The organism is Limnohabitans sp. (assembly GCF_031539175.1).
Taxonomy (GTDB): Bacteria; Pseudomonadota; Gammaproteobacteria; order Burkholderiales; family Burkholderiaceae_C; genus Limnohabitans.
This window is the reverse complement of record NZ_JAVKLQ010000032.1, coordinates 242,418-263,139: the sequence shown is the minus strand read 5'-3', so window position 1 is coordinate 263,139 and position 20,722 is coordinate 242,418. Positions and strand designations below refer to the sequence as shown.

Sequence of the window (20,722 nt, the reverse complement as noted above, 5' to 3'; positions counted from 1 at the left end):
TTTGGTATCGTTCTTCTCGGCTGAGGTGCTTGTACATTGGGCAATTTCGATTTGGCGGTTAAAGCGGCCATGATGCTCTCGCATCCTCAGCCACCTATAACCAGTTCATCTTTGTTGCACTTCGTCCTTGAATCCGCCGAGTAATTGTTGTAAAAGTGCGTGGCCTTGCGGCCAGTTGCCAATGCGAGAGTCGGCGTTGATGTGACCGCACATGCCGCCATCCACCATCGACGAGCCCCACGCTTGAGCCAGTGCACTGGCTCGCATAAAGCTGCAATACGGGTCGTCGCGGCTGGTCACAACAATGCTGGCAAACGGCAATCGATCACGCACGATGGGTTGCCAACTGTGCAGCGTGTTCTGCATTTCAGGGCGCTCCGCATCACAAGGTGCGACCAACAAAGCCGCTTTGACGCGGTGGGTGTTACGCGAATGCGCAGCCCATGCAGCCACTTGAAGACAGCCTAGGCTGTGCGCCACCAGCACGCTTTGCGGGTGTTGCAACACGGCTTCTTCGAGTTGCGACAACCAGTCGCCGCGCAAGGGCCGGTCCCAGCTGTGTTGCTCAACGCGCGCATAACCATGCTCAGCTTGCCACAGGCTTTGCCAATGCTCAGGACCGCTGTTGTGCCAGCCGGGTAAAAGGAGAACTTGGGGAAACATTTGCGCATTCGCCGCTGGCGAATCAGAGGGCTTTGACACGGTCCACCATCTCTTGCGCAAACTCCACAAAGGCTTGGCTGCCTTTGGCGGACGGGTCAAACACCACGCCTGGCAAACCGTAACTAGGCGCCTCGGCCAAACGAACATTGCGGGGGATCACGGCATTGAACACTTTGTCACCAAAGTGGTCGCGCAGTTGATCGCTGACTTGTTGTTGCAAGGTAATGCGCGGGTCAAACATGACGCGCAGCAAGCCAATGATCTTCAAATCACGGTTGAGATTGGCATGCACTTGCTTGATGGTGTTGACCAAATCGGTCAACCCTTCCAGCGCAAAGTACTCGCACTGCATGGGCACGATCACGCCGTGCGCGCTGCACAAGCCATTCAGCGTGAGCATGGACAGCGAAGGCGGACAGTCGATGAGCACGAAGTCATACTCTTTGTCGACGCTGGCCAAAGCCAGTTTGAGTCGGTTCTCGCGACGCTCGAGGTCAACCATCTCCACTTCGGCACCGGCCAAATCACGGTTGGCACCCAGCACATCGTAGGTGGCTGCTTTGGCACGCGCGCCTTCGTCCCCCCAATTGCTGCGCACACGCGCTTCCACGATGCTGGCAGACTCCAGCAACACGTCGTAAACCGACAAAGCCAGCTGGCGTTTGTCCACACCCGAGCCCATGGTGGCATTGCCTTGAGGGTCTAAGTCCACCATCAAAACACGCTGCCCCACGCTGGCCAAGCCCGCCGCCAAATTGACGGCAGTGGTGGTCTTACCGACACCACCTTTTTGATTGGCAACACAGAAAATTTTGGCCATGACGGGCTTTCGTGAAAAGAGAAAAAATTACTTGAAAAAAGCCAACTTGAGGCCAAAACCAATGAGCAACAAACCCGCAATTTTGTTCAGCACCTGTCCAATGAGGGGATTGGCACGCACACGCGCAGCCAAAAAGTGCGCGAGCAAAACAGCCACCAAGCCATAGCCAAAGGTCAACACGGCAATGGTCGCAGACATCGCGGCAAAGGTGAGCAAGCCTTGATGAATGGCAGGCGTCACAAACAACGGGAAAAACGCCATGTAAAACACAATGGCCTTGGGATTCAACACCGTGATGAAAAGCGCTTGCCGAAAGTAATGGTGCGGCGTCATGTTCAACACAGGCGCATCGCCCAACTTGGACTTCAACAACGCAAAGCCCAGCCCCACCAAATACGCCGCACCAGCCCACTGCACCGCAGAGAACACCGAAGGACTGGCGACCAGCAATGCCGCAACACCGGCGACAGCGGACCAGAGCAACACTTGGTCGCCCGCGATCACCCCCAAGGTCGCTGCCATGCCACCGCGCACACCGCCCTTGGCTGTGGCCGTCAACAAGGCCAAGTTACCCGGGCCAGGGATGGCTAAAAAAACAAGGATGGCAACGACAAAAGCGCCGTAGTCGGCAATACCGAACATGGAAACCTCAAAAACAGAAGAGGGGGCAGTTTAACCCCGCATCCAGACGATGCAGCGCTCCGCGTCCAAACCAGGCACATGGAGCTGTTCCACGTGAAACACATTCACCCCATCCGGCAAGGCAGCCATCTCTTGGTCGGGGTGCTTGCCCTTCATCGCCATCCACACACCGTGAGACGCCAAGGCCGACTTAGACCAAGTCGTGAAATCAACCAAGGAAGCAAAGGCGCGCGAACAAACCACGTCGTAAGGTTGCGTGAGCGACTCCACACGCGCATGCAAACCTTTGAGATTGGGCAAACGCAATGTGGCAGCCACTTGCTGCACAAACGCAGCCTTCTTGGCCACCGTATCCACACACGTGACCTGCACCTCTGGGCAAGTGATGGCAATGACCACACCCGGCAACCCCGCCCCCGCGCCCACATCCAACAAACGGTATGTGGCAGCAGATGCATCAACACCCTCGCCTAGTGGCAGTTTGGCCAACTCTCGCCGCAATGGCGCAATGACCGCCAAGCTGTCGAGCAAGTGGTGCGTGAGCATCTCGTCTGCATCGCGCACCGCCGTCAAGTTGTAGACCTTGGTCCACTTGGCAATCAAATCCATGTAGGCCAGCAACTGGGCTTGGCGCTCATCGCTGACAAGCAAGCCCAAGCCCTGCAAACCGACACGCAGCTTTTCTGACAACGGATGCATCTCAGTTTGCCCCCGCAGAAGCACCGACAGGCACCTCGGCATCCACAGCACCCTCCGTCGCAAAACCCTTCACGCGAGAACGTTTGAGATGAATCAGCAACAAAGAAATAGCCGCTGGTGTGATGCCGGACAAGCGCGAAGCCTGACCCAGAGTCTCAGGCCGGTAACGGGTCAAGCGCTGACGCACCTCGATCGACAAGGCCGTGACTTGCGTGTAATCCAATGTCTCGGGCAAGCGCAGGTTTTCATACTGGGCAGCACGCTGCACCTCATCACGCTGGCGGTCGATGTAGCCTGAGTACTTGGCCGCAATCTCAACCTGCTCAATCACGGCACGTGTTGTTTCACGTGAAACGTCACCCGCAGCCAAAGCCTCCATCAGCTCGGCACTCTGGTACTTGCCAGCATCGAGGGACATCAGGCCTTTGTAACTCACATCGGGACGGCGCAACAAGTCCACCAAGCTGTACTCGTGCTCAATGGCCTTGCCCATCACCCGCTCAGATTCGGCAGCAGACAGATTGCGTGGGTTCACCCAAGTAGACTTGAGTCGCTCTGTTTCACGTGAAACAGCATCACGCTTGCGGCTAAACGCCTCCCAGCGAGCATCATCCACCAAGCCCATTTGACGGCCAACCTCGGTCAAGCGCATGTCGGCATTGTCTTCACGCAACTGCAAACGGAACTCGGCGCGACTGGTGAACATGCGGTAAGGTTCGGTCACACCCTTGGTCGTGAGGTCGTCCACCATCACGCCCAAATAGGCTTGGTCACGGCCCGGCATCCATGCGCCGCCAAAGTCGTTAGGCGCACCCGCCAAACTGCGACATTGCAGCGCGGCGTTGATGCCCGCAAACAAACCTTGCGCGGCCGCCTCTTCGTAACCCGTCGTGCCGTTGATCTGTCCGGCAAAGAACAAACCGCCGAGGGCACGGGTTTCAAACGTGCGCTTGAGCTCACGCGGATCGAAGTAGTCGTACTCGATGGCGTAGCCGGGGCGGATGATGTGGGCATTCTCCAGGCCCTTCATGGAGCGAACCAATTCGTACTGAATATCGAACGGCAAGCTGGTGCTGATGCCGTTGGGGTAGTACTCGTGGGTGGTCAAACCTTCTGGCTCCAAGAAGATTTGATGGCTGTCTTTGTCAGCAAAACGGTTGATCTTGTCTTCCACGCTCGGGCAATAGCGTGGGCCGACGCCCTCGATCTTGCCGGTGAACATGGGGCTGCGGTCGAACCCCGAACGGATGATGTCGTGCGTGCGCTGGTTGGTGTGCGTGATCCAGCAAGGCATGTGTTGCGGGTGCATCGCCGCACGTCCCATGAAGCTGAACACAGGCACGTCGCCCAACACACCGGCCGACGGTGCGCCCGTCGCAGTCTGTGAGGCAACGCCATCGCCGGGCTGTTCTGTGCATTGGCTGAAGTCAATCGTGCGGCCATCGATACGCGGTGGTGTACCGGTTTTCAGTCGTCCTTGTGGCAACTTCAACTCTTTGAGGCGCGCAGACAAGCTCACCGCCGGTGGGTCACCCGCACGGCCACCCGCGTAGTTGTTCAAGCCCACATGAATCTTGCCATCCAAGAACGTGCCCGCCGTCAACACCACGGTACAGCTGCGAAAGCGTATGCCCGCTTGCGTAGATGCACCGACCACGCGGTCGCCCTCCACCATCAAGTCGTCTACCGCTTGCTGAAACAGCCAAAGGTTGGGTTGGTTTTCCAACATGCGGCGAATGGCGGCCTTGTACAAAATGCGGTCAGCTTGGGCGCGGGTGGCGCGCACCGCAGGCCCCTTGGAACTGTTCAAAATACGGAACTGAATACCACCCTCATCCGTGGCCAACGCCATGGCACCACCCAATGCGTCCACCTCTTTGACCAAGTGGCCTTTGCCAATGCCACCGATAGACGGGTTGCAACTCATCTGACCCAAGGTTTCGATGTTGTGTGACAGCAGCAATGTTTTGGCGCCCATGCGCGCAGACGCGAGCGCGGCTTCCGTGCCGGCATGGCCACCGCCAACGACGATGACATCAAATTCTTCAGGATACAACATAAAACCAACCTTTGGGGGGATGCAGGGGCTGTGCGCCGCCCTGCCTAGCAGACCGCAATTTTACAAGGCGGGTTTTTCAAACGTGACGGTCACGCGCAGGCCGTGGGGGCTTTCGTTTTGCATGACGACGCGGGCGCCCAACAAACGCACATATTCACTCACGATGGCCAAGCCCAAACCCGAGCCCTCTTTCAACGCTTCGCCAGCCGAGCCTTGCACCCAACGGCGCGAGAGTTGCGTGAGCTGCGCTTGAGACACCCCTGGCCCGTTGTCGGTGACCGACAGCACCACGGCCTGCGGGGCGTCCACCACCGACACGGTGATGCGACTCTCGCCAGACGCGTCGCGTCCGTAGCGCAAGGCGTTGTCCAACAAGTTGTTCAGCACGCCTTCGATCAACGCGGCGTTGCCCATGACCAGCACAGCACGGTCCACACCGCGCGCGCCCAAATCAACTTGCACGGCGTCGGCGCGGGGCAAAAACCGCAACACGGCCTCGCCCACCAAGGCATCCAAGAACACGGGCTCTTGCACCAAACTCTGGTGCGACTCATCCGCCAACGCCAACGCCAAGAGCTGGTCTACCAAATGGCTGGCACGGGCTTGGCTTTTGGCGATGCCCGCCAACTGCTCGCGCCACACTTGTGGATCGGGATGACGCAAGCCGTAATCAGCCAGCGCACGGATGCCTGCCAAGGGCGTGCGCAACTCATGCGCCACGTTGCCCGAAAACTCGCGTTGCGCTTGCACACTGAAAGCAATGCGCCCCAACAAGCCGTTGATCGCCTGCCCCAAACGCTGCACATCGCGCGTGCTGGCCGACACGGGCACAGGCGTGAGGTCACGCGCGTCACGGCGTCCCAAAGCGCGCTCAAGCTGCGCCAAAGGCACCAAATCGGTCTCAATGGCACGCTGCAGCCAAGCCGCCAAACCCATCAACAACAGCACCTGCGGCGCAATCGAAAACACCAACAACCGCTGCAACAAACGATCGCGGCTGGTGGTGGTCTGGGCCATCACCACATAAAAGTCGGACGGCTGCTGACGGTGAATGGTCACACTGCGAAGCATGTGATTTTGATAATCCAATGCATCAAATTGCGGAGCAGCCGTGCCATTCAAAGTCGCCGGACGCAAGCCCGCATGCCCAGCCAACATAGAGCCATCCGGACGCAGCACCGCAAAGTACAACGACTCGCTTTGGTCAAACAAGACCGTGCTCATCTCTTGTGCAGACAAACTCAGCTCTAAGCCACCCACACCGACATCTGCCGTGCGTCGTACATGGCTGGCCACCAAGTAGGCATCGTCCAAGAGGGCGCGGTCAAACGCCTGTTGCATAAAGTAAGAGGCCACCCCTACGACCAACGCCGAGCCAATCAACCAGGTCAGCGCCAAGGGCAGCAACACATGGCGCAACAAGCGGTTGCGCAACGAGGGCTTGAGGTGCAGTCGATCAGGCGTTGTCACGCGGCGCCTCCAGCACATAACCAATACCGCGCAAGGTGCGAATGGTGGCCCCACTGTCTGCCAGTTTTTTACGCAGCCGTGAAATGAAGGCCTCCAAAGCGTTGTCGCCCAAAGCCTCGTCAAAGCCCGACAGCTTGTCAGACAAGATGCGCTTGCTCACCGCACGGCCCGGCGGTGTCATCAGCTCCCAGAGCACCTCAAATTCACGTGCAGGCAAGGCCAAATCGTCCTCGCCCAGCAAGATGCGGCGGTTTTTGCGGTGCAACGCCAAGCGACCGACACGCTCCACATCGTCCGCGCCTTGTGCGCGTCGGCCCAAAGCACGCAAACGGGCTTCAACCTCTTCTAAATCAAAGGGCTTGCCCAAATAGTCATCGGCCCCCGCGTCAAGACCCGCAATGCGCTCGTCGGTGCGGTTGCGCGCCGTCAGCACCAGCACAGGGGTGCGATCGCCACGGGCACGCACGTTGCGCAGCAGTTGCAAGCCGCTGCCTTGCGCGGCATGGGTTTGGCCGTTCAAGGGCAAATTCAGGTCCAACAGCACCGCGTCGTAGCTCTGGACCTGCCAAAAATGCGCCGCTTCTTCGAGGTGGCTGGCCGCGTCCACGCGATGGCCCGCATCGCTCAAGCTGCGCAGCATCACCGCTTGCAACACGGCGTCGTCTTCGATGAGCAAAATTCGCACGGGTTTAGACAAAAAGAATGAAGAAAGACCGATGCCACTGCGTGGTCAGGAATTGGTCAGGGAGGATCGGCGATAAACCTGACATGAGCATACGACAGAACCTGCGCTTGCGCCGTTTACAGGCCGCATCCCGCCACACTTTACGCACCGCCGTGACCACGACGAGGGCCGCGGCCCTCGTGGCCGTTTTGGCATTCAGCCAAGGCAATGTGATGGCGCAAACCGCCACCGAAACACTGGGCCTGAACCGCGTTTTAGAGGCCGCCCGCAACAACTTAGACGTGGCCATCACGCGTCAAGCCGCCGAAGCGGCCAAAGCCGATGTGTTGGCCGCTGACCGTGCGCCCTTTCCCGTCTTCACTGCCAAAACCAGCCAAATATATTTGGACAACGGCGTGAACGGCAACCAAGGCGTCGGTCCGGGCGCCTTTGGTCAAAAGAACATCGACAAGTCCGGTGGCATTGACTGGACTTGGGAACGCGGCAGCAAACGCGCCTTGCGCACCCAAAGCACCGGTCGTCTGGCCAATGCCGCGCAAGCAGACCTGCAAGACATGCTGCAAATGCAACAAGCCGGCGCCGCCTCCGCCTACTTTGACTTGCTGGCTGCCCAAGAACGCAACCGAGAAATGCAAACGCTCTCCAACAGCGCCTTGGTGCTCGCCAAAAGTGCAGGTCTGCGCTTCAAAGCCGGTGACCTGTCCGCGCAAGACGCGGCCCGCCTCGAAATAGAAGCCCAACGCGCCCAAGCCGACGCCCACAGCGCACAGCTAGACCAACAGCGTGCCGTGTTGCTGCTGGGCCAACTCACCGCCTTGCGCATCGACCTCGCCCGCTGGCAAATTGCGGCCGATTGGCCTGCGCTGCCCACCGACGCACTCAGCAACACCGTGCCCGAAACTTGGGTGGAACAACGCCCCGATGTGAAAGCCGCATTGGAGCGCGTCGCCGCTGCGCAAGCGGCCCTCGACTTGGCCGTGGCTCAGAAAAAAGCCGACGTCACCGTGGGCAGCAGCTTGGACCACGACCCACGCGTGTCCCGCCGCAGCCTCGAGTTGCGCTTCTCTGTTCCCCTGCAATGGGGTTACGGCTTTGAAGGCGAAATTGGCCGCGCCCAAGCACAGCTCACCCAAGCCCAAGACTTGGCCGAAAAAACCAAACAAGACGCCCGCGCCGAGTTGCAACGCCTACTCGAAGAGTTCCGCACCGCCTTGCAACGTGAAACGCTCTACGCCCAAGACATCGTGCCCCGTGCACGCCGCGTGGCCGAACAAGCCGAGTTGGCTTACGCCAAAGGCGCTTTGTCACTCACCGACCTGATCGACGCCCGCCGCACACTGCGCAGCACGCTGATCGAGGCTGCATTTGCCCGCGCTGATTACGCCAAATCCAGCGTGGTGTGGGGCCTGCGTACCGCCAACACCCACAGCAGCACCGACCACACATCGAACGTCAGCCGCTAAAAGAACAACATGTCTGAACACACAAACACCATGACCGACAAAGCCTCTTCCTTTCTGAATACACCTGCCAAGCGCTACGGGGCCATCGCGGCCGTGGTCGCATTGCTGGTGCTGGGTTACACACTCAGCGGCCAAGAAGCGCCACGCCATGCCGCGGCACCCCAACCCATCGTGCAGGGTCAACAGCTGCGCTTTCCCGCTGGTCACCCGCAACTCGCCTTGCTGAGCACAGCACCTGCCGTTGCCGCACAAAGCGTGACCATTGAGTTGCCTGCGCGTTTGGTGTGGAACGAAGAGCGCACCCAGCGCATCTACCCCGCGTTTGCAGGGCGAGTTGCACAACTGAATGCCGACATTGGCCAAACCGTACAAGTCGGCCAAGTGCTGGCCACACTGGCATCGCCCGAGTTTGGCGCGGCCCAAGCCGACACGGCCAAAGCCCAAGCCGATGCCCGGTTGACCGAACGCAACTGGTTGCGCCAACGCGAACTGTTTGAAGCCGGCATCGTGTCGCGCAAAGACCTCGAACAAGCCGAGGCCGAAGCTTCACGCGCCCAAGCCGAAGTCGCGCGCGCCCATGCACGCACCAGCCTTTACGGCGCAAGCAACGGTGTGAACCAACAACTGGGCTTGGCCTCGACCGTGCGCGGCGTGGTGGTGGAACGCAATTTGAGCGCGGGCCAAGAAGTACGCCCCGACCAAGGCGGCCCTGGCAACCCAGCCCTCTTTGTGGTCAGTGACCCCAGCGTGTTGTGGGTGCAAATTGACGCCCACGAATCTGACGTGGCCTCGCTCAAACCCGGCACCACCATCACCCTGACCTTGCCCAACTTCCCCGGTCAAACTTTCCAAGCCAAGATCGCCGCCACAGGCGACTTCATCGACAGCAACACGCGCACCATCAAAGTTCGCGCCGTGATCGACAACGCCCAACGCCAGCTCAAAGCTGAAATGTTGGGCACCGCCCGCATCGAACGCAAGCTGGCCGCTGGCGTGCTGGTACCAGCCAGCGCCGTGCAATTGCGTGGCACCGAGCATTGGACCTATGTGCAAACCGAACCCGGTGTGTTTGAGCCACGTTTGGTCAAACTCGGCTACGAAGGTCTGCAAGAAGTGTTGGTTGTCCAAGGCCTGCAAGCCGGTGACTTGGTGGTGAAAGACAACAGCTTGTTGTTGGCCCGCGAATTCCGCAACGCCCAAGATGAAGCCATGCAGCACACCCCTGCGCCCGGTAGCCAACCCGCGGCCAGCGCGCCTGCGGCCACCACGGCGGAGAAGAAATGAAACGTCTGATTCACTACGCGCTGAACCAGCCGCTGTTCATTCTGCTGGGCACCTTGCTCTTTGTGATGGCGGGCGTGTTCGCCTTTAAAAACCTGTCCGTCGAAGCCTTCCCCGACGTCACCGACACCCAAGTGACGGTGATTGCGCTCTACCCAGGACGCGCTGCCGAAGAAGTCGAAAAAGAGGTGTCGTTGCCCATCGAGGTGGCGCTGTCGGGCTTGCCCAACTCCATTCGCGTGTTCTCGCACACGCAGTTTGGTTTGTCCTTCACCGTGGTCACGTACGACGACAAAGCAGAAGTCAACTTGGCACGTCAGCAAGTCAACGAACGCTTGAGCGGCGTGGACTTGCCACCGGGCGTCCAAGCCAATGTGATGCCCAACGCCACCCCCGTCGGTGAAGTCATGCGCTACCGCCTCAAAGGCGACGGCAAAACCTCGACCGACTTGCGCACCATCGAAGACTGGACCGTGGAGCGTGCCTTGCGCCAGATCCCGGGTGTGGCCGATGTGGTGGGCATGGGTGGCTTCATCAAGCAATACGAAGTGCAGCCCGATTTGCAAAAACTGCGCGCCTTCAAACTCACCCTGCAAGACCTGCAAGACGCCCTCGGTCGCGGCAATGCCAACGCGGGCGGCAGCTACGTGGCACAAGGTGCGCAACAGTTCGCCATTCGCGGCATTGGTTTGCTGCACTCGGCAGATGACATTGGCACCATCGTCGTCACCTCGCGCGGCAACACGCCGGTGTTGGTGCGCGACGTGGCCCACATCGCCATCGGCGCAGTACCTCGCTTGGGCACTGTCGGCCAAGACATGGACGACGATGTGGTCACCGGCATCATCATCATGCGCAAAGGTGAAAACCCCAGCGTGGTGTTGAAAGGCGTGAAAGAGAAAATCGACGACCTCAACAACCGCGTGCTGCCCAAGGGCGTGCAGATCGTGCCGTTTTATGACCGCACGTGGTTGATGGGCAAAACCCTCACCACCGTGTTCAAAAACTTGGTCGAGGGTGCGCTGCTGGTGTCACTGGTGCTGTATCTGTTCTTATCGAACATGCGTGCGTCACTGGCCGTGGTGGTGGTCATTCCACTCGCCTTGTTGTCCACCTTTTTGGGCCTGAAGATTTTGGGCGTGCCCGCCAACTTGCTGAGCTTGGGGGCGATGGACTTCGGCATCATCGTGGACGGTGCGGTGATCGTGATTGAAAACATCATGCACCGTTTGGCCGAACGTGGTGAAGGCATGAACGAGAAAGAGCGTCGCACCCTCATCACCAACGCGGCCAGCGAGGTGGGGCGTCCCACCGTGTTCTCGATGCTCATCATCATCGCGGCACACATCCCCATTTTTGCGTTGCAACGCCATGAAGGCCGCATCTTCCAACCCATGGCGTTGTCGGTGACGACGGCGTTGATTGGCTCCTTGATTTTCTCGCTCACCCTCGTGCCTTTGCTCGCTTATTGGATGCTGCGCAAGGGCATTCCACACGGCGACAACGGCGTAGTGTCTTGGGCCAAGCGCGTGTACGAACCCGTGCTGAACTGGGCGCTCGAAAAGCCACGCCAAGTCGTGGTGATTGCCTTGAGTGGCTTTGCCTTGTCGGTCGTGGCCGCCGCGCATTTGGGTTCCGAGTTTTTACCGGAACTGAATGAAGGCACGTTCTGGGTGAACTGGGACATGCCTGCCAGCGTCTCGCAAGAAGAAGCCACCAAAGTGCTGCGCAAAGCGCGCTTGCAACTGATGACCATTCCTGAAGTGCGCACCGTCGTTTCTAAAGCGGGTCAGCCCGAAGACGGTACCGACCCGAAAACGCTCAGCATGGCCGAAGTGTTCGTGGACGTGAAACCGGTCGAAGAATGGCGCAAAGGCATGACGCGCGATTTGCTGATCGAAGAGATGGACCAAAAACTGGCCATCATCCCCGGCGTCGACCCCGCGTTCTCCATGCCGATTCGTGACAACGTGTTGGAGTCAATTTCGCAGATCAAGGGCCAAATTGTGGTCAAGGTCTCGGGGGACGATTTGGGGGAACTGCGCCGCACCACCGAAGCCATGCAACGCGAGTTCAAACAGGTCGTGGGGGTGCAACGCGCCGAGATTGACCGTTTGGGTGAAGTGCCGCAACTCATCGTCGACATTGACCGTGACCGTGCCGCGCGGTTGGGTCTCAATGTGGGCGACATTCAAGACGTGATTGAGTCGGCCTTGGCCGGTCGCGCCACGACCCAAATTTGGGAAGGCGAGCGCAAGTTCACCGTGGTGCTGCGTTTGTCGGGTGACAAGCGCACCGTCACCAACTTGCCCACCACCCCCATTGCACTGCCCGGTGGTGGTTACGCCACGTTAGAGAACGTGGCCACCATTCGCCAAGGCAGCGGCGCGATGAACATCGCCCGTGAAGCCGGACGTCGCACGATGGCGATTGGCATCTTTGTGAAAGGCCGCGACATGGGCTCGGTCGTGGCGGACATGAAGGCACGCGTTGAGAAAAACGTGAAGGTGGCCGACAACTACGCTGTCACGTGGTCAGGCGAGTTTGAGAACCAAGAGCGCGCCATGCAACGCTTGGGCGTGGTGGTGCCGATCTCGCTGTTGCTGATCTTCGTGTTGCTGTTTGACGCATTTGGCTCGTTCAAAACGGCAGGGCTGATTTTGATCAACGTGCCTTTGGCGCTGATTGGCGGCTTTGTGGCGCTGTGGATTTTCAGCATTCCGCTGTCCGTGTCTGCGGCCATTGGTTTCATTGCGCTGTCAGGCCAAGCGGTGCTCAACGGGGTGGTGATGCTGTCGGTCTTTCAGCAGCTGCGCAATGCGGGCTACACCGTGATTGACGCAGTGAAAGAAGGCGCCTTGCAGCGTCTGCGCACGGTCTTGATGACGGCCATGCTGGCTGCTTTGGGCCTGCTGCCCATGGCATTGAGCCACGACATTGGCTCTGAAACACAACGGCCTTTGGCCATTGTGGTGATCGGTGGCTTGGTCACCGCCACGCTACTGACCTTGGTGGTGTTGCCTGCGTTGTATGTGGCTTGGTTCTCAAACAAGCCCTTGCATGCCCCCAAAGAAGCTTAAGCCGCTTTAACGCGATGCACAAAGCCACAGCAGACATGCTGTGGCTTTTTGCTTTAAGGCTTCCAACGCTTGAGCAATAAAGCGTTGGTCATGACGCTGACCGAGCTCAGCGCCATGGCCGCCCCTGCCACCACAGGGCTCAAGTAACCCATGGCGGCCAGCGGAATGCCCGCTGCGTTGTAAGCAAAGGCCCAAAACAGGTTTTGCCGAATCTTGGCCACGGTGCGCGCCGAAATGTCGAGCGCGCCGGCCACCAACGCCACATCCCCGCGCATCAGCGTGATGCCTGCGGCCTGCATGGCCACATCCGTACCGCCACCTTGACCCTGCACGCTGACATTGGCCATGGCGAGGCCCACATCAGCAGCAGCCAAAGCAGGCGCATCGTTGATGCCATCGCCCACAAAAGCCACCACATGCGCAGGGCCGTCGGGGTTGAGCTGCAGCTGACGCACCAACGCCGCCTTGTCGCCGGGCATGACATTGGCATGCACTTCGTCTGTGCGCAGGCCCAAACGAGCAGCCATGGCTTGCGCTGCACCTGGGTTGTCGCCAGAAATCATGACCAAACGCAAACCGCGCTGACGCAGTTGAGCCAAGGCGGCTTGCACGCCCGGCTTAGGTTCGTCACCAAAGGCCAGCACGGCACGGGCTAGGAGGCCCTGTGGCGTGCGTTCGACCAAAACCGATACCGAAGCACCCTGTGCCTGCCATGCGGCCGCCTGAGCCCGCCATGGGCCTTCTGGAACCTGCAACACATCCATCCACCGCAAGCTACCCAACAACAACGCCCGACCTTCCACGAAACCCTCGCTGCCGAAGCCAGGCACAGCCCGCACATCGGTCGGCGCCACCCAGCTCAACCCTTGGGCCGTGGCGGCCTGCACCACCGCGTGAGCCAAAGGATGTTCGCTGCCGCTTTGTAAACTGGCAGCCAACGCCAACCAGCTGGCATCGAGACTGTCGGTGAACAACAAACGCGGCTGACCGACGGTGAGCGTGCCTGTTTTGTCAAACGCTACCGTGTCCACGCGGTGCGTAATTTCTAAGGCTTGCGCATCTTTGATCAGAATGCCAAATTTCGCTGCCACACCGGTACCGGCCATGATGGCCGCCGGCGTGGCCAAGCCCAAAGCACAAGGACAAGCGATGACCAGCACCGCCACCGCATGGATCAGCGACACCTCCACGCTGTGGCCTGTCCACCACCAGCCCCCCAAGGTGAACACGGCCAACACCAACACCACGGGCACGAAGACGGCAGACACTTGATCGACCAAGCGCTGAATGGGTGCCTTGGCCGCTTGGGCGTCTTCCACCCATCGGATGATGTTGGCCAGCACCGTGGCTGTTCCGGTCGCCGTCACTTTCATCACCACGCGCCCCTCGCCGTTGATGCTGCCACCGGTGACATGTGCGTCCACGGTTTTAGGCACGGGCAAAGGCTCGCCTGTCAGCATAGATTCATCGACTTGGGTTTGACCTTCCAAAACCACGCCATCCGCTGCAAAACGCTCACCCGGCAAAACGACCACGCGATCGTCCACCAGCAATTCGTCAATAGGAATTTCAATCTCACCCTCCAAGCCAATGACGCGTGCACGTTCGGGCCGCAAGGCGTGCAATGCGCGAATGGCATCGGTCGTTTGACGCTTGGCACGCGCTTCCAACCATTTGCCCAGCAGTACCAGCGTGATCACCACGGCTGAGCCTTCGAAATACAAATGCACCATCGGCCCTGCCGGTGCACTGAGCCATAGCCAAACCGACAAGGCCCAACCTGCCGTTGTACCCAAGGCCACCAACAAATCCATGTTGCCGCTGCCTTCCAGCAAGGCATGCCAACCCGCTTTGTAAAAACGCGCCCCGAGCACGAATTGCACAGGCGTGGCCAACAAAAATTGCCACAACGCAGGCAGCATCCAATGCTGGCCCAAGGCATCGCCCAACATGGGCAAGACCAAAGGTGCACTCAGCAGCAAGCCAATGGCCACGGGTAAAAAACCCACCCAAGGTCCGACAGGGGCAAGTTCTAAGTATTCGGCAGCGAGGGGCTCATAACCCGCATCACGGACCGCACGTCGCAAACGGGCTTGTTGTGCTTGGGCATCTGAGGCAATATCTGCGTCAGGATTGGTGGCTGTATCACTACTGGGCGCTGGATTTGCCCACGTCACGCGGGCTGACTCCGTGGCCAAATTGACGCTGACCGATTGAACACCTGGCACTTTGGCAATCGCGCGCTCCACACGGGCCACACACGAAGCGCAAGTCATGCCACCAATACCGATATCGCAGGACAATTCATTCATGCGGTAAGGTTACATCTTTATGAGGAGCGACTTATGGAACATACTTTTCAAGTTCAAGGCATGACCTGCGGGCATTGCGAAATGGCGGTTAAAAAAGCCGTGTTGCGTTTGGATGCACAAGCTCAAGTTCAGATCGATCGAAGCCACGACAAAGTGGTGGTTCAGACAGAGCAGCGCCGTGAAACCGTGGCCCATGTGATCGCTGAAGAAGGCTACGCCGTCGCATGAGCGCCGTCACACAAGGCCGCGGCGTCGAGCGCTTGGTGCAAGGCCAAAACACACAAGATGGCGCAGGTGTGCGCTTGACACGCGTGCTCTCGCATGACTTGCAAGAACGCTTAGACCCATTTTTGATGCTCGACGCCTTTGGCAGCGACAAGCCCGACGACTACATTGCGGGCTTCCCCAACCACCCGCACCGTGGGTTCGAAACCGTGACCTACATGATCGCTGGGCGCATACGTCACAAAGACAGTGCAGGCAACGAAGGGTTGCTGCAAAACGGTGGCGTGCAATGGATGACGGCTGGACGTGGCTTGACCCACAGCGAAATGCCCGAGCAAGAAGAGGGCGTGATGGAAGGTTTTCAACTTTGGTTGAACTTGCCGAGCCAAAACAAACTATGCACACCCGGCTACCGCGACATTCAAAGCGATGACATCCCTGAAGTCACCACAGGCAACGATGTGTTGGTGCGTGTGATTGCAGGTGCCTCACATGGGGTCGAAGGTGCGGTGCAACGGGAACACACACATCCAATGTATTTGGACCTGCAGTTTCCGCCAACAAACGACACACTCTTTGAACAAACGCTGCCCCGCACGCACAACGCGTTTGTGTACGTCTATCGAGGTCGCTTGGACGTGGTTCACGGTGATCAAGCGACGGCTGTACCCATCCAACGCATGGCCATTTTGAGCAACGAAGGCGATGGTGTTGTCTTACGTGCCCAAGCCAGCACGCGGGCCATCTTGATTGCCGGCCAACCTTTGGGCGAGCCGATTGCGCAATATGGCCCGTTTGTGATGAACACGCGTGAAGAACTCGTTCAAGCAGTGGACGACTTTCGTGCGGGCTTGATGGGTTAAAAACCCTTGGCGCACTTACACAACTTTACCCAAGTTGTTATTTAACGCACAGACGCGACACATAGACGGTTCACAGTAAGTACTTGACAGAGGCATCTCGCCTTTCACTTCAAGGAACTTCTATGAACCGTTTGAACATCCCCCGTTTTGCGTTAACCGTTTTGCTTGCCAGCACGGCATTGGCAGCGACGGTCTCAGCGCAAGCCCAGCCCATGATGGGTGGAATGGGCATGTACCACGATGAGGGCCAGATGCATGAGCGCATGGTCAAGCATTGGGAAAAGCGTCAGACTGAGCTCAAAGCCAAATTGCATTTGGCACCGGCACAAGAACCTGCTTGGAAAGCATTTGTTGAAAGCATGCAGGCCCCTGCGAAGCCTCTGGGACAGCCTATGGACCGTGATGCCATGGCCAAGCTGAGCACGCCTGAACGTCTGGAAAAAATGAATGCCACGCACGAAGCCAATCTGGCAGCGATGCAGGCCCACATCAAACAACGCACCGAAGCCACACGCACGTTTTACAACCAACTGAGCGTCGAACAACAAAAGGTGTTTGACGCTGAAACCCTCCCAGAGCATGCACGCTGGAAGGGTCGACGCGATTAAATATCGATGTTGGCAGCGCGCAAGGCGTTGTTTTCGATGAAGTGACGACGGGGCTCCACCTCGTCACCCATCAACATGGTGAACACGCGATCGGCTTCGATCGCGTCGTCGATTTGCACACGCAGCAAACGACGCACGGTGGGGTCCATCGTGGTTTCCCACAACTGAGCAGGGTTCATCTCACCCAAACCCTTGTAGCGTTGACGGGCAGTGGCGTTTTCGGCTTGACCAATCAGCCACTTCATGGCTTGACGGAAATCGCTGACTTTTTCTTCTTTGGCCTTCTCACCTTCGCCACGCTGCACACGTGAACCTTCGCTCAACAAACCACGGAAAGTTTGTGCGGCTTCGGCCAATGCAGCATAGTCGGCGCCATGCACAAAGTCTTGCGTGATGATGCTGCTCTTGACATTGCCGTGATGGCTGCGGCTGATGCGCAAAATGGGTTTGTCGGTGCGGACATCGAACTCACCCGACGCTTCTGAGCCACTGCCCAACTCGCGCAACTTGGCTTGCATCGCTTCAGCGGATGCTTGTGCATCAGCCACGGTGTCGAGGTTGACAGACACGCCATCGGCCATGGCACGCAACGCTTCGGCATCCATGAAACCGCTCAAGCGTGCAATGACAGCTTCTGCCAATTGGTGCTTGCGCGCCAATTCGGCCAAGGTGTCGCCACTCAAAGTTTGTGCATTGTCACCACCGGTGGTGATGCTGGCTTCCTTCAATGCAATGCGCAACAAGAAACCATCAAGTGCAGACGCATCTTTCAAGTAAAGCTCTTCTTTGCCAGCTTTGACTTTGTAAAGCGGCGGCTGTGCAATGTAGATGTGACCACGTTCCACCAACTCAGGCATTTGACGGTAGAAGAACGTGAGCAACAGCGTACGGATATGCGCACCGTCCACGTCCGCGTCGGTCATGATGATGATGCGGTGGTAACGCAATTTGTCGACGTTGAAGTCATCGGTCGCTGACTTGCCTGACTCCGCACTGGCTTTGCCAATGCCGGTACCCAAGGCTGTGATGAGCGTCAAGATTTCGTTGCTGGTGAGTAACTTTTCGTAACGCGCTTTTTCGACGTTCAAAATCTTGCCACGCAATGGCAGGATCGCTTGGAATTTGCGGTCACGACCCTGCTTGGCAGAGCCACCGGCGGAGTCACCCTCGACGATGTAGATTTCGCAGAGCGCTGGGTCTTTTTCTTGGCAATCAGCCAACTTGCCGGGCAAGCCCATGCCATCGAGCACACCTTTGCGGCGTGTCATTTCACGGGCTTTGCGGGCTGCTTCGCGTGCACGCGCAGCTTCGACAATCTTGCCGCAAATGATCTTGGCGTCGTTGGGACGCTCTTGCAGATAGTCACCCAAGGCTTTGGCCACGATGTCTTCCACCGGCGCGCGCACTTCGCTCGACACCAGTTTGTCTTTGGTCTGGCTGCTGAACTTGGGTTCAGGCACTTTCACCGACAACACGCAACACAAGCCTTCACGCATGTCGTCGCCGGTCACCTCGACCTTGGCTTTTTTGGCGAACTCGTGCTCTTCGATGTATTTGTTGATCACGCGTGTCATGGCTGCGCGTAAACCCGTCAAGTGGGTGCCACCATCGCGCTGTGGAATGTTATTGGTGAAGCACAGCACGTTCTCGTTGTAGCCGTCGTTCCACTGCATGGAGACTTCCACCCCAATGCTGGTGCCAGGAATACCGCCATATGTTTCTGCAGGACGTTCACCTTCGGAATGAAAAGCGTTGGGGTGCAACACTTTTTTGCCAGAGTTGATGAAGTCCACAAAACCCTTGACACCACCAGCACCAGAAAAGTCATCTTCTTTGCCTGTGCGTTCATCCATCAAACGGATACGAACACCGTTGTTCAAGAAGCTCAATTCACGCAAACGCTTGCTCAAGATTTCGTAATGGAAATCTGTGTTTTGGGTAAAGATTTCGGTGTCTGGCAAGAAGTGCACTTCCGTGCCGCGCTTCTCAGTTTCACCTGTGATGCGCATGGGCGAAACTTCCACGCCATTCACGACCTCGATGATGCGGTTTTGCACGAAGCCTTTGGAAAATTCCAAGGTATGCACTTTGCCTTCGCGGCGCACCACCAAACGCAAAGATTTAGACAACGCGTTCACGCATGACACGCCCACACCGTGCAAGCCACCCGACACCTTGTAGCTGTTTTGGTTGAACTTGCCGCCTGCATGCAGTTCGGTCAAAGCAATCTCGGCGGCACTGCGCTTGGGCTCGTGCTTGTCGTCCATCTTCACACCGGTTGGAATGCCACGACCGTTGTCGGTCACGCTGATGGAGTTGTCGCTGTGGATGGTGACCACGATGTCATCGCAATGACCTGCCAAAGCTTCGTCAATCGAGTTATCGACCACCTCAAACACCAAATGGTGCAAACCTGAACCATCCGACGTATCGCCAATGTACATACCTGGGCGCTTACGAACGGCCTCAAGTCCTTCAAGGATCTGGATCGATCCTTCGCCATAGCCTTCACCGGCTGGAGGTGTGATGGGAGTTTCAGGAATTTGAGTAGGTTCGGTCATAGCAAATCTTCGTGCGCAGCGCACAAGGCGCTGCGAATTCTGTCGGGAAAAAAATGATCAGTGGCGCTTAAATACGCATCGGCATCACCACGTACTTGAACGTGTCGTTGCCAGGAATGGTGATGAGCGCAGAGCTGTTCGAATCGGCCAAGTCCACCTGAACCATGTCTTGGTCCATGTTGGTCAAAGCGTCGATCAAATAGGTCACGTTGAAGCCAATTTCAATGGCGTCACCGCCGTAGTCGATTTCAAGTTCGTCCACGGCCTCTTCTTGTTCCGCGTTGCTAGACGCGACACGCAACACACCGGGCTCCAAATTCAGGCGAACGCCTTTGAACTTGTCGCTGGTCAAGATGGCCGTGCGTTGCAAAGTCGCCAGCAAGGCTGTGCGACCCATGGTGATGGTGTTTTTGTGGTTCTTAGGAATCACACGGTTGTAGTCGGGGAACTTGCCTTCGACCAACTTGGTGACGAACTCCATGCCTTCAAACGTGAACTTCGCTTGGTTGTTGGCGAACTGCATGTCGATGGCGCCTTCTTTGTCGCTCAACAAACGCTGCATTTCCAAAACTGTCTTGCGCGGCAAGATGACTTCTTGGCGTGGCACTTCCACATCCAACAAGGCTGATGCAAATGCCAAGCGGTGACCGTCTGTGGCCACCAAACTCAGTTGCTTGCCTTCTGCGACAAACAAGATGCCGTTGAGGTAGTAACGGATGTCGTGCACAGCCATCGAGAAAGAGACTTGGTTCAACAACTCTTTCAAGGTTTTCTGAGGCACGCTGAAAGCCGGACCGAAGTTAGCGGCCTCTTGCACCAAAGGAAAGTCTTCTGCTGGCAAGCTTTGTAATGTGAAACGGCTTTTGCCGCCTTTCAAAATCAATTTGCTTTGGCTGGATTCCAAGCTCACGGTTTGATCGGAAGGCATGGTGCGCAAGATATCGATCAACTTGCGTGCGCCCACAGTCGTGGTGAAGTTGCCTGCGTCTCCATCGAGTTCAGCGGTTGTGCGTATTTGAATTTCTAAATCGCTGGTGGTCAATTGCAATGAACTGCCTGTTTTACGAATCAACACATTGGCCAAGATGGGCAATGTGTGACGACGTTCAACGATGCCAGCAACGGATTGCAATACGGCCAAAACTTTGTCTTGCGTAGCTTTCAGAACGATCATCTCTTCCTCTTGTTTTCTTTATTTAAAGTAGTAGTAGTAGATAAGCACAGCAGGTTTCTGTGGAAAACAGCATTTTCCTCTTTTTTTTCAAGGACTTGGATCACTTTGAAGGGTGTT

Annotated in this window: 16 protein-coding genes; 6 read left to right on the top strand and 10 right to left on the bottom strand. The window is 57.7% G+C overall.

Annotation, left to right across the window (positions count from 1 at the left end; genetic code table 11):
- Positions 1-105 precede the first annotated feature (105 nt).
- The 7 genes from RMS95_RS06600 to RMS95_RS06570 are packed head-to-tail and all read right to left on the bottom strand — an operon-like array spanning position 106 to position 7,038.
- Positions 106-663 (bottom strand): alpha/beta fold hydrolase, encoded by a 558-nt coding sequence (locus RMS95_RS06600; protein ID WP_310644689.1) that lies wholly within the window; start codon positions 661-663, stop codon positions 106-108.
- 22 nt (positions 664-685) lie between these two features.
- Positions 686-1,483 (bottom strand): ParA family protein, encoded by a 798-nt coding sequence (locus tag RMS95_RS06595; RefSeq protein WP_310644662.1) that lies wholly within the window; start codon positions 1,481-1,483, stop codon positions 686-688.
- Positions 1,484-1,510: 27 nt separating this feature from the next.
- Positions 1,511-2,125, bottom strand: a complete 615-nt coding sequence (locus RMS95_RS06590) for a LysE family transporter (RefSeq protein ID WP_310644660.1) — start codon at positions 2,123-2,125, stop codon at positions 1,511-1,513.
- Between the two features lie 30 nt (positions 2,126-2,155).
- Complete coding sequence (gene rsmG, locus RMS95_RS06585; protein ID WP_310644658.1) at positions 2,156-2,824, bottom strand: 16S rRNA (guanine(527)-N(7))-methyltransferase RsmG; 669 nt, start codon at positions 2,822-2,824, stop codon at positions 2,156-2,158.
- Position 2,825: 1 nt separating this feature from the next.
- Positions 2,826-4,883 carry a tRNA uridine-5-carboxymethylaminomethyl(34) synthesis enzyme MnmG gene (gene mnmG / locus RMS95_RS06580; RefSeq protein ID WP_310644656.1) on the bottom strand — a complete coding sequence of 686 codons (2,058 nt, stop codon included), beginning with the start codon at positions 4,881-4,883 and terminating at the stop codon, positions 2,826-2,828.
- 60 nt (positions 4,884-4,943) lie between these two features.
- Positions 4,944-6,353 (bottom strand): sensor histidine kinase, encoded by a 1,410-nt coding sequence (locus RMS95_RS06575; RefSeq protein ID WP_310644654.1) that lies wholly within the window; start codon positions 6,351-6,353, stop codon positions 4,944-4,946.
- Positions 6,340-7,038, bottom strand: coding sequence for a response regulator transcription factor (locus RMS95_RS06570; RefSeq protein ID WP_310644653.1), 699 nt, complete (start codon positions 7,036-7,038; stop codon positions 6,340-6,342). Before RMS95_RS06570 ends, RMS95_RS06575 begins: the two co-directional genes overlap by 14 nt.
- Positions 7,039-7,121: 83 nt before the next feature.
- Here RMS95_RS06570 and RMS95_RS06565 point away from each other — a divergent pair, with 83 nt between their 5' ends.
- The 3 genes from RMS95_RS06565 to RMS95_RS06555 are packed head-to-tail and all read left to right on the top strand — an operon-like array spanning position 7,122 to position 12,862.
- Positions 7,122-8,501 carry a TolC family protein gene (locus RMS95_RS06565; RefSeq protein WP_310644651.1) on the top strand — a complete coding sequence of 460 codons (1,380 nt, stop codon included), beginning with the start codon at positions 7,122-7,124 and terminating at the stop codon, positions 8,499-8,501.
- A 9-nt stretch (positions 8,502-8,510) separates the two neighbouring features.
- Complete coding sequence (locus RMS95_RS06560; protein WP_310644650.1) at positions 8,511-9,785, top strand: efflux RND transporter periplasmic adaptor subunit; 1,275 nt, start codon at positions 8,511-8,513, stop codon at positions 9,783-9,785.
- Positions 9,782-12,862, top strand: coding sequence for a CusA/CzcA family heavy metal efflux RND transporter (locus tag RMS95_RS06555; RefSeq protein ID WP_310644648.1), 3,081 nt, complete (start codon positions 9,782-9,784; stop codon positions 12,860-12,862). The genes RMS95_RS06560 and RMS95_RS06555 overlap by 4 nt, the downstream gene beginning before the upstream one ends.
- Positions 12,863-12,915: 53 nt before the next feature.
- On the opposite strand, the gene RMS95_RS06550 is transcribed toward RMS95_RS06555, so the two are convergent.
- Positions 12,916-15,174, bottom strand: a complete 2,259-nt coding sequence (locus tag RMS95_RS06550; protein WP_310644647.1) for a heavy metal translocating P-type ATPase — start codon at positions 15,172-15,174, stop codon at positions 12,916-12,918.
- Between the two features lie 33 nt (positions 15,175-15,207).
- On the opposite strand from RMS95_RS06550, the gene RMS95_RS06545 reads away from it, so the two are divergent.
- The 3 genes from RMS95_RS06545 to RMS95_RS06535 all read left to right on the top strand — a co-directional run bounded on the left by RMS95_RS06545 (position 15,208) and on the right by RMS95_RS06535 (position 16,870).
- Positions 15,208-15,402, top strand: a complete 195-nt coding sequence (locus tag RMS95_RS06545; protein ID WP_310644645.1) for a heavy-metal-associated domain-containing protein — start codon at positions 15,208-15,210, stop codon at positions 15,400-15,402.
- The gene (locus tag RMS95_RS06540) at positions 15,399-16,262 is read left to right on the top strand and encodes a pirin family protein (protein ID WP_310644643.1); all 864 of its coding nucleotides are present in this window, start codon (positions 15,399-15,401) and stop codon (positions 16,260-16,262) included. The genes RMS95_RS06545 and RMS95_RS06540 overlap by 4 nt, the downstream gene beginning before the upstream one ends.
- 122 nt (positions 16,263-16,384) lie before the next feature.
- On the top strand, positions 16,385-16,870 hold the full coding sequence (locus RMS95_RS06535) for a Spy/CpxP family protein refolding chaperone (protein ID WP_310644642.1): 486 nt from the start codon (positions 16,385-16,387) through the stop codon (positions 16,868-16,870).
- On the opposite strand, the gene gyrB is transcribed toward RMS95_RS06535, so the two are convergent.
- Complete coding sequence (gene gyrB, locus RMS95_RS06530; RefSeq protein ID WP_310644640.1) at positions 16,867-19,431, bottom strand: DNA topoisomerase (ATP-hydrolyzing) subunit B; 2,565 nt, start codon at positions 19,429-19,431, stop codon at positions 16,867-16,869. The two genes, RMS95_RS06535 and gyrB, sit on opposite strands and share 4 nt — an antisense overlap.
- A gap of 67 nt (positions 19,432-19,498) precedes the next feature.
- Positions 19,499-20,605 carry a DNA polymerase III subunit beta gene (dnaN, locus tag RMS95_RS06525; protein ID WP_310644638.1) on the bottom strand — a complete coding sequence of 369 codons (1,107 nt, stop codon included), beginning with the start codon at positions 20,603-20,605 and terminating at the stop codon, positions 19,499-19,501.
- Positions 20,606-20,722: the final 117 nt, after the last annotated feature.

Bases quoted from the DNA above. Each gene is read 5' to 3' on its own strand.
- RMS95_RS06600 (WP_310644689.1), bottom strand. From the start codon at position 663: ATGTTTCCCCAAGTTCTCCTTTTACCCGGCTGGCACAACAGCGGTCCT.
- RMS95_RS06555 (WP_310644648.1), top strand. From the start codon at position 9,782: ATGAAACGTCTGATTCACTACGCGCTGAACCAGCCGCTGTTCATTCTG.
- RMS95_RS06590 (WP_310644660.1), bottom strand. From the start codon at position 2,125: ATGTTCGGTATTGCCGACTACGGCGCTTTTGTCGTTGCCATCCTTGTT.
- RMS95_RS06550 (WP_310644647.1), bottom strand. From the start codon at position 15,174: ATGAATGAATTGTCCTGCGATATCGGTATTGGTGGCATGACTTGCGCT.
- RMS95_RS06535 (WP_310644642.1), top strand. From the start codon at position 16,385: ATGAACCGTTTGAACATCCCCCGTTTTGCGTTAACCGTTTTGCTTGCC.
- gyrB (WP_310644640.1), bottom strand. From the start codon at position 19,431: ATGACCGAACCTACTCAAATTCCTGAAACTCCCATCACACCTCCAGCC.
- RMS95_RS06540 (WP_310644643.1), top strand. From the start codon at position 15,399: ATGAGCGCCGTCACACAAGGCCGCGGCGTCGAGCGCTTGGTGCAAGGC.
- dnaN (WP_310644638.1), bottom strand. From the start codon at position 20,605: ATGATCGTTCTGAAAGCTACGCAAGACAAAGTTTTGGCCGTATTGCAA.
- RMS95_RS06565 (WP_310644651.1), top strand. From the start codon at position 7,122: ATGAGCATACGACAGAACCTGCGCTTGCGCCGTTTACAGGCCGCATCC.
- rsmG (WP_310644658.1), bottom strand. From the start codon at position 2,824: ATGCATCCGTTGTCAGAAAAGCTGCGTGTCGGTTTGCAGGGCTTGGGC.
- RMS95_RS06560 (WP_310644650.1), top strand. From the start codon at position 8,511: ATGTCTGAACACACAAACACCATGACCGACAAAGCCTCTTCCTTTCTG.
- RMS95_RS06545 (WP_310644645.1), top strand. From the start codon at position 15,208: ATGGAACATACTTTTCAAGTTCAAGGCATGACCTGCGGGCATTGCGAA.
- RMS95_RS06595 (WP_310644662.1), bottom strand. From the start codon at position 1,483: ATGGCCAAAATTTTCTGTGTTGCCAATCAAAAAGGTGGTGTCGGTAAG.
- mnmG (WP_310644656.1), bottom strand. From the start codon at position 4,883: ATGTTGTATCCTGAAGAATTTGATGTCATCGTCGTTGGCGGTGGCCAT.